This is a genomic window from Zobellia laminariae (genome assembly GCF_030553095.1).
GTDB classification, from domain to species: Bacteria; Bacteroidota; Bacteroidia; order Flavobacteriales; family Flavobacteriaceae; genus Zobellia; species Zobellia laminariae.
Genome location: NZ_CP130738.1, coordinates 1,363,354 through 1,375,461, shown reverse-complemented (window position 1 = coordinate 1,375,461; position 12,108 = coordinate 1,363,354). Strand labels below are relative to the sequence as shown.

Here is a 12,108-nt window from a genome sequence, read left to right as displayed (position 1 = left end):
GAAGTATGTTGTGATTGCTTCATGATGCTTGCTTTTCTAAAGTTGCTGTTTCATCAGTAGTCGCATTATCCTCTTCGTCTCCATATTGGGTCTCTTCGGTACGCGCGTCATAACCCTGTTCGCGGAGGTATCTAGAAAATATTTCTGTATACCCGTGAGTGCAGATAATTTTTTCTGCTCCGGTGGCTTCAATGCTGGATAAAAGTCCTTGCCAATCGCAATGGTCGCTCAAAACGAAACCTTTATCAATGGCCCGACGACGGCGTGCTCCGCGAAAGGTCATCCAGCCACTTGCGGAAGCCGTAACGTATGGCACCATTTTACGGATCCACGTACTTCCATGGGCACTTGGTGGAGCCAAAACAATGTTTCCCAATAGTTCTTCTTTCTTGGTATCCTTGGTAATCAGGGTCGTTTCAGGGAAATCTACTAAAGGGCGCAATACTTGGGTCATGTTTTCAATGGCACCATGCGTGTATATTTTTCCAATATCGGTGTCAAGATATTTTAGAAGGCGTTGTGCCTTGCCTAAACTGTACCCGAATAAAATTGAAGTTTTACCTTCAGATTTGTTCTCTGCCCACCATTGATTGATATTCTCGAAAACCTCTTGCTGAGGTGTCCATTTAAAAGCAGGTAGGCCAAAAGTACATTCGGTTATGAAAGTATCACATTTAATAGATTCATAGGGAGTTGATATACCGTCGTGTTCTGTTTTGTAATCGCCGGTAAACACCCATATTTCACCTTTGTGTTCTACTCTAATTTGGGAAGATCCAATAATATGTCCCGCCGGATATAAGGTAAATTTCACATTATTGACTAGGAAAGTTTCTCCCCATTCTTTTCCCGTCACATTAATTTCGCCCAAACGATGGCTAATTATAGGAACATTTCTATGATGCGTAATATATTGTTTATGTCCCCATCTACTATGATCTGCATGACCGTGAGATATTATGGCCTTATCTACAGGTTTCCATGGGTCTAAATAAACCTTGGCAGCACTGCAATAGATACCTTTATCGGTGAATTCAAGAAGGGGATTTTTCATAGTTTTTGAAAGTTACGGAATATTCTAAAATGACGCATATCCTTATCTGTATGCACATCGTACCTAATTTAGGCACCAAAATAATCATTCAGTAAGAGGTGAATGACCTCTAAAAAAATTATATTTGCTGCCAATAAAATTGATATTTATGGCAATCGCAGATTTATATAGTAGTGGTGAGCACAGGAGAAACCTAGCTCATTTTGCAGCTATTGCAACTTTGGCTAGTGTAGATGGTGAAATAAGCTCAGAAGAAAAAAGTATGTTGGACCGCTTTGCGGCTAAGTTAGATATTACTGAAGCTGAGTATATGGAGGTGTTGAAAAAGGATAATAAATATCCTATTGACCCACCACATACATCAGAAAATAGACTTGAGCGTGTTTATGATCTTTTTCGAATTATTTTTTCGGACCATCATATAGACAATGAGGAAATGGTACTATTGAAGAAGTATGCTATTGGTTTGGGCTTTTCAGGAGATCAAGCTGATAAGGTAATTGAGAAATCCGTAGCTATTTTTAGTGGCCGAATAGATTTTGAAGATTATGTATATCTTTTGAAACACTAAGGAAATTATATAAAAAGCCCCGTAAAAATTTTAAATTTTTACGGGGCTTTTTTGTTTCAAACCGCCATGAATTCTTAGGCTTTCTTAGCCACTGGGCGTCTGCTATGTAGAAAGATAGTATATACCCTCTAAGTCACTTATTAATGGTATTTCTCTAAGAATTCTTGAAGTTTATTTACCATATTTTTGCTCCCACAAAAGAAAGGAACACGTTGGTGTAACTCTGTTGGTTTAATATCCATAATACGCGTTTTACCACCTGTAGCTATCCCGTTTGCCTGTTCAGCTATAAAAGCCATAGGATTACATTCGTATAACAGACGTAGTTTACCTTCTTGGGTTACACTACTTTTAGGATACATATAGATACCACCTTTAATCATGTTTCTATGGAAATCAGATACTAAAGAGCCAATATATCTAGAAGTATAAGGTCTGTCACCTTCTTCTTCTTGGCAATATTTGATATAATCTTTTACCCCTTGATGAAAATGCATGTATTTTCCTTCGTTTACGGAATAAATGCTTCCGTCCTCAGGAAATTGCATGTTAGGGTGTGATAGATAAAAAGTGCCAATAGCAGGGTTTAATGTGAATCCGTTTACACCATCTCCTGTTGTGTAAACAAGCATGGTAGATGTTCCATAAACAACATATCCTGCTGCAACTTGTTGGTTTCCGGGTTGTAGAAAATCTTCTAAGGTAACAGGTGTGCCTACAGGAGTAACTCTTCGGTAAATTGAAAAAATGGTACCCACAGAAACATTTACGTCTACGTTAGACGAGCCGTCTAATGGGTCAATTAGCACCACATATTTATTCTGGTTACGCTCATCGTTACTGTTTATAGATATAAAATCGTCTTCCTCTTCAGAGGCTATTCCACAAACAATCTCTCGGTTGGCTAATGTATTTATAAATTTTTCATTGGCGAATACATCTAATTTCTGTTGGTCTTCGCCTTGAATATTAGTCTCTCCAGCCTTGCCAAGTATATCTACTAGGCCTGCTTTGTTAACCTCGTGGTTGACCACTTTTGCCGCCAAACGAATGGCATTGATCAATTTAGAAAGCTCACCGGAGGAATATTGAAACGAATCTTGGTTTTCAATAATAAATTCCCCGAGAGTTTGGTTTTTTTTAGTGTGCATGTATAGACTGTTTATTTGACCACAAATATCGGCAATTTTGTGAAACTATGACTCTTTGGTTTATATTTGAACTTTTAAATTTATAACTTTGTGTTTTATTTGTAACAATTATGAACTATTCAATTCGAGAAGCACGGGAGGGTGATATGTCACAAGTACTGACCCTTATTAAGGAACTGGCTATTTTTGAAAAAGAATCTAATGCGGTAGAAGTAACCGTAGACGATTTGAAAAAAGACGGTTTTGGTGAGAAAAAACTTTTCCATTGTTTCGTTGGTGAAATTAATGGTGAAATAGTAGGTATGGCATTGGTCTATCCAAGGTACTCTACATGGAAAGGACCAATCATTCACTTAGAAGATCTTATCGTAACGGAAAAAATGCGTGGTAGCGGATTAGGAAGTGCGCTTTTGAAGGAAGTAGTGAAATATGGGAATAACCTTGGGGTAAGGAGAATTTGTTGGGAGGTATTGGACTGGAATGAACCTGCTATTGCTTTCTACGAAAAAAATGGTGCACGAGTTATGCGTGATTGGGACGTAGTTCAATTAGATGAAAACGGAATTAAAGCATTTTTGAACCTTTAACAAGAGCGGTTTTTTATGAATTACGATGGTAAGAAGTTTAGACCCTTACAGAATTCCAATAATGGGGAAACTACCCAAGACACTATTTTTCATTACCAACAGACCGGAAATATTCTTACTTCTGAATACGCTGGAGGAAAAATAGTAAAGGGGCACCTTATTGGGTTGGTAGGTGACGATGGAAATATAGATATGCGTTATCATCAAGTTAATAGTGATGGTGAGCTAATGACCGGTTTTTGTTCGTCAAAACCAGAGATTGCCAAAGACGGAAAAATAAGATTGCACGAAAGCTGGCAGTGGACTTCTGGAGACAGGTCTAAAGGCAACTCTATACTAGAAGAGCTTTAGCCATTTTTCAACATAAAGAAATAAGAAAAAAATACTTTTTCCATTAAGCGGAAATAAGAATAAAGATTCAAGAATATGCGAGTATTTAAGTTTGGTGGTGCATCCGTAAAAGATGCTGATGGAGTAAAAAACGTAGTTAGTGTTTTAGAGCAAACAGGTCATGACAATACTATCGTAATCGTATCTGCAATGGGTAAGACCACGAATGCTATGGAAGCTACGGTTAACGCTTATTTTAGTGATAAGTCTGCTTTGAAAGCTGCTTTTCAGGAAACTATAGCATATCATGATGCAATACTTAAAGATCTTTTTCCAAATGCCAATCATGAAGTTTATGCTCAGGTAAAAGGCTTGTTTGATGAGGTTCAGGGGTTTCTAGCGTGGAACAAATCGCCTAATTATAACTTTGTTTATGATCAGGTTGTGGGTTATGGAGAGTTGGTGTCTACAACCATACTTAATGCTTATTTGAACGAAGTAGGGATCAAGAGCAATTGGATAGATATTCGCGACTTTATAAAAACCAACGATATTTACCGTGATGTTTCCGTGAATTGGGAAAAGACCCAAGAAACGATATCTAAAGGTATTGATAAATCTAAATTGAATATAACCCAGGGTTTTTTGGGGAGTGACGATAATAATTTTACAACTACTTTAGGTAGGGAAGGGTCCGATTATACGGCGGCTATTTTGGCTTATTGCTTAAATGCGGATTCGGTTACTATATGGAAAGATGTCTTAAGTTTTAAATGCCGATCCACGTTATTTTACGGAAACGCAACTACTTAATAATATATCATATCGTGAGGCAATTGAACTTGCTTTCTACGGAGCTTCGGTAATTCACCCAAAAACATTACAGCCGTTACAGCAAAAGGAAATTCCGCTTCACGTAAAATCATTTATCAATCCAAAGGACCCAGGTACTACCGTAGGTAAAGGAGTAGGTATAGAACCAAAAGTACCTTGTTTTATAGTTAAGAAAGATCAAGTCCTGATGAAGTTGTCATCCTTAGATTTTTCGTTTATCGTAGAAGACAGTATCAGTGAACTTTTTAAATTGTTCCACGACCATAAGATGAAAGTTGGCCTAATTCAGAATTCGGCAATTAGTTTTTCAGTCTGTGTTGATAATCGTTTTGGTAGGCTGGAAGACCTTTTGAACCTTCTAAAAAGTAGATTCAAAGTTGCACATCATGAAGGTGTATCTCTTTATACTATTAGACATTTTGACGAAAAAGCAATTGAGTCTTTGCAAAACGGACATGAAGTTTTATTGGAACAAAGAGGTAAAGAGACTTTACAGTTAGTCGTAAAGTAATCTTATCGTTGTAGGTCTAAATTTGTTAAAAAGGGATTCTCCTCTTACGTTTTTCCTATCTTAGCGGTCTCCTAATTGATAATGAACTATGGGTTTAGTGACCGCGAAAGAAGTGGCCAAAGTTACCAAACTTGATAAATACGGAGTTTTTGGTACCTTTTCGGCTTGGGTATTGCTTAGGGTCACGAAGATTTCTAACATGAACAGGCGTTACGATAAAATGAGTCATTTAAATGGCCCTGATTTTTTGGATGCAGTTCTTGAGGAGTATGAGATTGATTATGAAATTCCCGAAGAAGACCTAAAACGCTTACCCAAAGAAGGTCCTTATATTACCGTTAGTAATCACCCTTTAGGAGGTATGGACGGTATTGTTCTGTTAAAATTAATGCTTCGCCACAGACCCGATTACAAGGTTATGGCCAATTTTCTTTTACAACGTTTTAAACCGTTAGCTCAATATATATTGCCGGTAAATCCGTTTGAAGACCGGAAGGAGGCCAAGAGTAGTATAGCAGGTTTCAAAAATGCTATGTTGCATTTAAGTGAAGGCCACCCAATTGGTATTTTTCCTGCTGGAGAAGTGTCTACAAAAAAAGAAGGTAAAATTGCTGTAGACAAACCTTGGGAAGAAACTGCCATTAAACTTATTAGAAAAGCAGAAGTTCCTGTTGTTCCCATATATTTTCATGCTAAAAACAGTAAGTTGTTTTATCGCCTTGCGAAAATCAGCGGAGTTTTTAGAACGGCAAAGTTGCCATCTGAAGTGTATTCTCAGAGAAATAGGCCTATTAAGGTACGGATTGGCCAACCCATTTCTGTAGCAACGCAGAATGAGCAAAAAACTTTGGAAGAGTATACGGAACTGCTGCGTAAAAAAACGTATATACTTGCCAATGCCTATGAAAAAGAGAGGTTGATAGACCAAATACCTACTTCTTTAAAATTACCAAAACAACCGCGAAAAATAGTTCAGCCAGTAGCTTCTGAGGTTATTGAATCTGAAATAGAAAGGCTTGTTGAAAATGACAGGCGATTATTGCAGAGCAAAAATTACGAGGTGTTCTTGGCACCGGCCAATGAAATACCATTTACCCTTCAAGAAATTGGACGTCAGAGGGAGATTACCTTTCGTGAAATTGGAGAAGGCACCAATAACTCCATAGATATTGATAAGTTTGATTCTTATTATCACCATATGTTTTTATGGGACAATGAAGCAAAGGTAATTGCAGGAGCCTACCGTATGGGTCTTGGGTCAGAGATTTTTGCCAAACACGGGATTAATGGTTTCTACTTGCAGGACCTCTTTCGTTTTGAACCCGAGCTTTTTGATATGATGAGCCATTCTATTGAAATGGGTAGGGCTTATATCGTAAAAGAGTATCAGTTAAAACCAATGCCTTTATTTTTATTATGGAAGGGAATTGTGCACACAACATTAAGACATCCTGAGCATAAGTATTTAATTGGTGGAGTGAGTATTAGTAATCAGTTTTCTAATTTCTCTAAATCTTTAATGATTGAGTTCATGAAAAGTAACTATTGGGATCCCTACGTAGCCCAATATGTGCGCCCTAAAAAGGAATTTAAGGTAAAACTTAAGGATGCCGATAAAGAGTTTGTTTTTGATGAAACTCAAGCTGATTTAAATAAATTTGATAAGCTGATTGATGAAGTGGAGCCATAAGTCTTAGGTTGCCAGTATTGATTAAGAAGTACATCAAACAAAATGCGAAAGTAGTAGCCTTCAACGTAGATCCATTGTTCAACAACGCAATAGATGGGTTAATGTACATTAAGATTGCAGATTTACCACAAAGTACTGTAAAACCTGTTATGGAAGAGTTTCAGGCAGAATTGGAGCGTAAATTTATGGAGTCTCAAGAAAACGTAGAAGGGCAGGATTAAGTTAATTAGTCCCAACTATTTTACTTCTTCTTTCAAATAATAAGTTGTCTTTCCAAATACCATCTCTTTGGGCAATTCGTTCGCGTTTTCCTATATATCTAAAACCCATTTTTTCGTGAAGTTTAATGCTGCCATTATTTTCAGGAAATATCCCTGACTGCAATGTCCAAAGGCCACTTTCTTCACTTTGCATAATTAGAGCTTGCATTAATTTAGAACCTACGCCTTTTCCTTGGGCATGTGTTGATATGTATATGCTTACTTCTGCAACGCCACTATACACCGCTCTTTTAGATACAGGAGAAAGTGCTGCCCACCCCATACATTTGTCACCTAAAAAAGCAACTAGTCTACACTTTTTAAGATGATTAGTAGACCAAGGCTTCATAAGATGGTGTTTGCTGTTCAAAAGTAGCATAGCCCGTGGACATCCCTTCAGAGTATATTTTAGAAACGGATGGCCAATCTTCAGCTAACATGGCTCTTAGTTCTATTACAATCATTTTCTGAGGGTACAAGGTTTGTTTTATAGACTTTTAAACCAATCCTGAAAATATTCACCTACAACAACTGTTGGGTCCATTTTGTAACTGGCTGCATTTATTAAGCTCATAATAATCAATACAATTCCTATTACAGCTGCAAAACAACCCACAATAGGTATGATACCCAAAACAATGGTCAGCAGCCAAATTCCGAGTGTTTGGCGAATGTAGAAGCTCCCAAACTCAGTTCTGTTCTGAGAGTTCATTATAAGTGCTATAACCCAACCTATAATAGTTAGGTGAGCTATAATGGCCACAACTTTTCCGTTGTCCGGACTATTGGGGTCAAAAGTTTTCTTTACTTCTTCTTTAAAATCATCTGCCGCTTTCTTGGCATCATCAGCAAAGTCTTTTCCAAAATCTTTATTCTCGTCTGCCATCCTATTGGTTTTGTTGATTATAATATTTTAAATGTAATTAGTTTTTTTGGATTACAAAAAGGCCTTGTCTATTGGTTCCCAAAGTTCTAGCTTATTTCCTTCTGGGTCTAAAATCCATCCAACTTTACCGTAATCATATTCTTCTATTTCTCCAACTATGGTAACACCCTCTTTTTTCAACACTTCAAGCAATTCAACAAGGTTCTCAACCCTGAAATTCATCATAAATTGTTTTTTACTGGGTTTAAAATATGTAGTGTCCTCATTCATGGGGCTCCATTGTGTAGAGCAATCGTTGCCTTCTTTATCCTTCCACCAAAAAGTACATCCATACTGATCGGTATTAAGGCCAAGATGCTCTTTGTACCACGTTTTTATTTGATCAGGATTTTTGCTTTTGAAAAAGAAGCCTCCCAAGCCTGTAACTCTGTTTTTCATATTGTTATTTAAAGTTTTTATAAAAAATGATTGGGAATTATGGTTGAATTTGAATGTTGTTATTTCTTGGGTTTGGTATTTTTCTCATACAAGGTAATCCAATCTTTAACACTCACCTTTTTAGTAAGTGTGGCAATGAGTTCATATGGAATATCATCCATTGATTTAAATCGAATACAACTTTTGCCCATGTCAAGTTTACGCTTGCAATGTTTTGGGTATTCGGTAACAAACCAGTCATACAATTTTTGATCCGCATAAATGCCAGAATGATATAGTGCTATAAAGTTTTTTTGCGAGGCCAAATTTATAAATGGAAGAGGAAGTTTTGGGTCGCAATGGTAGCCATTTGGATAAATAGAATGTGGAACAACATAACCCAACATACCATAGCTCATTTGTTCTTTGAAGCCTATTGGTAAACTCTTTAAAATTGTCTTTCGTAATTTTGAAATAACTTCTTTACGTTCTGTGGGAAGTTGATTAATATATGCCTCGGGTGAATCAGCTTCGTATTTCATAGCTAAACGTGTTGGTCTATCAGAATAGAGTTGCCGTCTGGGTCTTTCAACATAATATTTGCAGGTCCACTAGATTTTTCATCTGCTTCTAGGTCTAGCTCAATACCTTTATTCTTGAGTTGTTTTTGTACTTCCCTAATATCCATAAACGAATGGAGAGCTTCAGCATTTGAATTCCAACCTGGATTAAAAGTTAAGATATTTTGATCGAACATTCCTTGAAAAAGACCAACAGTAGCATTGCCATTTTTCATAATCAACCAGTTTTGAGAAATATCTCCTCCAAAAATAGAGAAACCAATAGTTTCGTAAAATTGTTTGGAAGCCTGAATGTTCTTGACATTCAGGCTTACTGAAAAGTTTCCTAATTGCATCGTTTTTTGATTTTAGATGAATAAACTATACGCCTCATAATCCGATGGGGGAGATATATGCAATTTGGACTATGGTCTTCTAAGTTAGCAAAATTTTGCCTTTACCTTATCTACTACGGTTTGAGCCAGTTTTTCAAGACTTTCTATAGTCCATCCAGCTACATGTGGTGTAAGTAAAACGTTTTCTGATTGAATAAGGTATTGAAAAGCTTCGGGCATTTTACTTAAGTCTGGAGTACCGCTAGCACTGGTGCCAAACATATTTTCAAAAGAGGCTTTTTCATATTCAAGTACATCCAGACCGGCCCCTAAAACTTTACCGGATTTTAGTCCTGATACTAGATCTTCAGTGATAACTGCCTTGCCTCTTGCGGTATTCAATAACCAAAACGGATTATGAAATTTCTCTATAAACTCAGCGTTTACCATGCCAATAGTAAGTTCAGTTTGGGGTATGTGTAGGCTTAGAACATCCGTACGTTGGTGCAGTTCCATAATGCCTACTTGGCGTGCATTTTCATCGCCTACACCACCTTGAATGTCATAACAGATAACTTCTACATCAAAACCACGGAGTTTTTTGGCAAAGGCTTTACCCATATTGCCATAACCAACAATGCCAACGGTTTTCCCATCTAATTCAATGCCACGGTTACCTTCGCGGTCCCATTTCCCCGTGCGAACTTCTCTATCGGCTTTTTGTAGTTTATTAAAAAGTGAGAGTAACATGCCCAGAGTATGTTCTCCAACGGCGTTTCTATTTCCTTCGGGAGCGGCCGCCAAGAAAATATCATTGGCTTCGGCATGAAGAACATCAATATTTTCTAATCCAGCACCTAGTCTTCCTATAAATTTGAGTTTAGAAGCCTTATTTAAAAATTCACTATCAATGCTAAAACGGCTGCGGATGATAAGTCCGTCGTATTCATGAATTTTAGCTTCAATTTCTGCTTTTGAAGAAACATAGTCTTCATCGTTCTGAAAACCTAATTCATTAAACTGTTCTATTAGTAGGGGATGGTTAACATCCACATGTAAAATTTTCATAATATAAATTTAGATTTTCGGGTAATTGTTCTGTGTGATCTCATGTTCTATATTTCCGGTATGAGCTGTATTCAGTTTTTCGAAAAGTAAAACAAGGACTTCTTCTCCTTCTTTTGTTGAAGGGCAGTGCTCAACTCCCTTTGGAACAACAATAATTTCACCTTCATTAACAACTTCTGTACGGTCTCGAAATTTCATATACAGCACGCCTTTTAGTACTTGAAAAAGCTCGTCTTCATTTTCGTGTGCATGCCATATAAATTCGCCCTCAATTTTAGCTAGAAGAACCTGCATGTCATCAACAACTGCAATCTGATGTGGATGCCATTGTTTACTAAAAAGAGCGTGCTTCTGTGCTAGATTGATAGCTTTCATCAGTTCAAAATTTATGAGCTGAAAGATATTAATTTTTAGATGCCCAATACCATTTTGGCGATAGAGAAATAAATAAGAATACCGAATATGTCATTGCTGGTTGTAATAAACGGTCCGGTTGCTATTGCAGGATCAATACCGCGTTTATGTAGAAATAAGGGAATAAAGGTTCCTATGAAACCAGCGACTAAAATAACTGCGATTAAAGACAAGCAAATAGATAAAGATGTAAGAAAGTCACCTTTCCAGAGCCAAGTAAAAAGTAATAGGATAGTAGCCAAGATGGTACCGTTAAGAAGTGCTAACAGTAATTCTTTCATTAAACGGTTGGTAACACTTCCTTTTAAATCGTCGTTAGCGAGACCTTGCACAACAATGGCGCTAGATTGTACGCCTACGTTACCTGCCATAGCCGCAATTAATGGGGTAAAGAAGAACAATACGGCGTGTTGCTTTATCATTTCTTCAAAACCGCCCATAATACCCGCTGCTCCAATACCACCTACTAGGCCTAAAAATAGCCATGGAAGGCGTGCTCGGGTAAGGTCCCAGATGCTATCATCGGCTTCCACATCTTGTGAGATACCAGCTGCCATTTGATAATCTTTCTCCGCTTCCTCACGAATAACATCTACAATATCATCAATAGTAATACGGCCAACCAAACGGCCAATTTCATCAACAACAGGAATAGCCTCTAAATCATACTTTGACATGATTTTAGCAACTTCCTCAGGTTTTTCGTTTACGTTTACGTAATCAACCTTTGGTATGTAAACTTCGCTAATATGGGTGCGCGTAGAGGTTGTCAATAAATCTTTTAGAGATAGACGGCCTTTTAATTTATCGTTATCGTCTACTACGTAAATGGAGTGTACTCTAGTAACATTTTCTGCCTGGAGCGCATTTCTTTTACGCATTTAAGTACATCCCAGTTTTCTCTAACCTTTACTAATTCTTTTGCCATAAGACCACCGGCAGAATTCTCATCATACCTTAAAAGGTCTACAATATGTTTGGCGTGATCACGATCTTCAAGCTCAGAAATAACCTCTTGGATAATTTCATTAGGAAGTTCGCCAATAATATCTGCAGCATCATCCGTATCTAGCTCATCTAGTTCTTCCGCAATCTCTTTGGCCGAAAGATTGTTTAAAATAGATTCACGCACATCTTCATCAAGTTCCGTAAGAACGTCAGAAGTTTTGTCGCTTTCAAGAAGTTTAATAAGGTAGGTGGCTTCATCTATGTTTAGCTCATCAATGATATCGGCAATATCAGCGTAATGAATATCATCCATAAGGTTTACCAAATTGGTATCTCCTCGGGATTCAATAAGCTGCTCTATTTCAGCTAGAAGTTCATCTGTGAGTTTAAACGGGGTCATTTTATGCTATCATATAAAACGGTTATGACGAAACTGCGGCAAAGCTAAAGAAAAACGCTTAAAGCTTTGTGCTCTTTACGATTTCTTAGCAT

General features: G+C 37.4%; 13 protein-coding genes and 3 pseudogenes. 5 read left to right on the top strand and 11 right to left on the bottom strand.

Annotated elements, in window-relative coordinates:
- Positions 1-19: 19 nt before the first annotated feature.
- Complete coding sequence (locus tag Q5W13_RS06595; protein ID WP_304445781.1) at positions 20-1,054, bottom strand: ligase-associated DNA damage response exonuclease; 1,035 nt, start codon at positions 1,052-1,054, stop codon at positions 20-22.
- A 148-nt stretch (positions 1,055-1,202) separates the two neighbouring features.
- Between Q5W13_RS06595 and Q5W13_RS06590 the strand changes: the two genes are divergently transcribed.
- The gene (locus Q5W13_RS06590) at positions 1,203-1,625 is read left to right on the top strand and encodes a tellurite resistance TerB family protein (RefSeq protein WP_155597937.1); all 423 of its coding nucleotides are present in this window, start codon (positions 1,203-1,205) and stop codon (positions 1,623-1,625) included.
- Between the two features lie 140 nt (positions 1,626-1,765).
- Here Q5W13_RS06590 and fbp read toward each other — a convergent pair whose 3' ends face one another.
- Complete coding sequence (fbp, locus tag Q5W13_RS06585) at positions 1,766-2,776, bottom strand: class 1 fructose-bisphosphatase (protein ID WP_155597938.1); 1,011 nt, start codon at positions 2,774-2,776, stop codon at positions 1,766-1,768.
- 110 nt (positions 2,777-2,886) lie between these two features.
- Between fbp and Q5W13_RS06580 the strand changes: the two genes are divergently transcribed.
- The 4 genes and pseudogenes from Q5W13_RS06580 to Q5W13_RS06565 all read left to right on the top strand — a co-directional run bounded on the left by Q5W13_RS06580 (position 2,887) and on the right by Q5W13_RS06565 (position 6,949).
- A complete protein-coding gene (locus Q5W13_RS06580) occupies positions 2,887-3,363 on the top strand; it encodes a GNAT family N-acetyltransferase (protein WP_304445780.1) in 477 nt (158 codons plus the stop codon).
- Positions 3,364-3,378: 15 nt separating this feature from the next.
- Positions 3,379-3,714, top strand: a complete 336-nt coding sequence (locus tag Q5W13_RS06575; protein WP_304445779.1) for an avidin-fold protein — start codon at positions 3,379-3,381, stop codon at positions 3,712-3,714.
- Positions 3,715-3,789: 75 nt separating this feature from the next.
- Positions 3,790-5,038, top strand: a pseudogene (locus tag Q5W13_RS06570) (aspartate kinase).
- Between the two features lie 88 nt (positions 5,039-5,126).
- Positions 5,127-6,949, top strand: a pseudogene (locus Q5W13_RS06565) (GNAT family N-acyltransferase).
- A 1-nt stretch (position 6,950) separates the two neighbouring features.
- Here Q5W13_RS06565 and Q5W13_RS06560 read toward each other — a convergent pair.
- The 9 genes and pseudogenes from Q5W13_RS06560 to mgtE all read right to left on the bottom strand — a co-directional run bounded on the left by Q5W13_RS06560 (position 6,951) and on the right by mgtE (position 12,016).
- On the bottom strand, positions 6,951-7,337 hold the full coding sequence (locus Q5W13_RS06560) for a GNAT family N-acetyltransferase (protein ID WP_368662453.1): 387 nt from the start codon (positions 7,335-7,337) through the stop codon (positions 6,951-6,953).
- On the bottom strand, positions 7,318-7,452 hold the full coding sequence (locus Q5W13_RS24685; protein ID WP_368662452.1) for a GNAT family N-acetyltransferase: 135 nt from the start codon (positions 7,450-7,452) through the stop codon (positions 7,318-7,320). The genes Q5W13_RS06560 and Q5W13_RS24685 overlap by 20 nt, the downstream gene beginning before the upstream one ends.
- A 23-nt stretch (positions 7,453-7,475) precedes the next feature.
- Entirely contained in the window at positions 7,476-7,874 is a 399-nt protein-coding gene (locus Q5W13_RS06555) for a YtxH domain-containing protein (protein ID WP_304445778.1), read from the bottom strand.
- 51 nt (positions 7,875-7,925) lie between these two features.
- Positions 7,926-8,312 (bottom strand): VOC family protein, encoded by a 387-nt coding sequence (locus Q5W13_RS06550; protein ID WP_304445777.1) that lies wholly within the window; start codon positions 8,310-8,312, stop codon positions 7,926-7,928.
- Between the two features lie 59 nt (positions 8,313-8,371).
- The gene (locus Q5W13_RS06545; protein WP_304445776.1) at positions 8,372-8,833 is read right to left on the bottom strand and encodes a DUF1801 domain-containing protein; all 462 of its coding nucleotides are present in this window, start codon (positions 8,831-8,833) and stop codon (positions 8,372-8,374) included.
- 2 nt (positions 8,834-8,835) lie between these two features.
- Entirely contained in the window at positions 8,836-9,207 is a 372-nt protein-coding gene (locus Q5W13_RS06540) for a VOC family protein (RefSeq protein WP_304445775.1), read from the bottom strand.
- Positions 9,208-9,291: 84 nt separating this feature from the next.
- A complete protein-coding gene (locus Q5W13_RS06535) occupies positions 9,292-10,254 on the bottom strand; it encodes a 2-hydroxyacid dehydrogenase (protein ID WP_304445774.1) in 963 nt (320 codons plus the stop codon).
- 9 nt (positions 10,255-10,263) lie between these two features.
- Complete coding sequence (locus Q5W13_RS06530; RefSeq protein ID WP_155597949.1) at positions 10,264-10,629, bottom strand: cupin domain-containing protein; 366 nt, start codon at positions 10,627-10,629, stop codon at positions 10,264-10,266.
- A gap of 35 nt (positions 10,630-10,664) precedes the next feature.
- A pseudogene (mgtE, locus tag Q5W13_RS06525) lies at positions 10,665-12,016 on the bottom strand (magnesium transporter).
- Between the last annotated feature and the right edge of the window lie 92 nt (positions 12,017-12,108).

Bases quoted from the DNA above. Each gene is read 5' to 3' on its own strand.
- Q5W13_RS06595 (WP_304445781.1), bottom strand. From the start codon at position 1,054: ATGAAAAATCCCCTTCTTGAATTCACCGATAAAGGTATCTATTGCAGT.
- Q5W13_RS06590 (WP_155597937.1), top strand. From the start codon at position 1,203: ATGGCAATCGCAGATTTATATAGTAGTGGTGAGCACAGGAGAAACCTA.
- fbp (WP_155597938.1), bottom strand. From the start codon at position 2,776: ATGCACACTAAAAAAAACCAAACTCTCGGGGAATTTATTATTGAAAAC.
- Q5W13_RS06580 (WP_304445780.1), top strand. From the start codon at position 2,887: ATGAACTATTCAATTCGAGAAGCACGGGAGGGTGATATGTCACAAGTA.
- Q5W13_RS06575 (WP_304445779.1), top strand. From the start codon at position 3,379: ATGAATTACGATGGTAAGAAGTTTAGACCCTTACAGAATTCCAATAAT.
- Q5W13_RS06560 (WP_368662453.1), bottom strand. From the start codon at position 7,337: ATGAAGCCTTGGTCTACTAATCATCTTAAAAAGTGTAGACTAGTTGCT.
- Q5W13_RS24685 (WP_368662452.1), bottom strand. From the start codon at position 7,452: ATGATTGTAATAGAACTAAGAGCCATGTTAGCTGAAGATTGGCCATCC.
- Q5W13_RS06555 (WP_304445778.1), bottom strand. From the start codon at position 7,874: ATGGCAGACGAGAATAAAGATTTTGGAAAAGACTTTGCTGATGATGCC.
- Q5W13_RS06550 (WP_304445777.1), bottom strand. From the start codon at position 8,312: ATGAAAAACAGAGTTACAGGCTTGGGAGGCTTCTTTTTCAAAAGCAAA.
- Q5W13_RS06545 (WP_304445776.1), bottom strand. From the start codon at position 8,833: ATGAAATACGAAGCTGATTCACCCGAGGCATATATTAATCAACTTCCC.
- Q5W13_RS06540 (WP_304445775.1), bottom strand. From the start codon at position 9,207: ATGCAATTAGGAAACTTTTCAGTAAGCCTGAATGTCAAGAACATTCAG.
- Q5W13_RS06535 (WP_304445774.1), bottom strand. From the start codon at position 10,254: ATGAAAATTTTACATGTGGATGTTAACCATCCCCTACTAATAGAACAG.
- Q5W13_RS06530 (WP_155597949.1), bottom strand. From the start codon at position 10,629: ATGAAAGCTATCAATCTAGCACAGAAGCACGCTCTTTTTAGTAAACAA.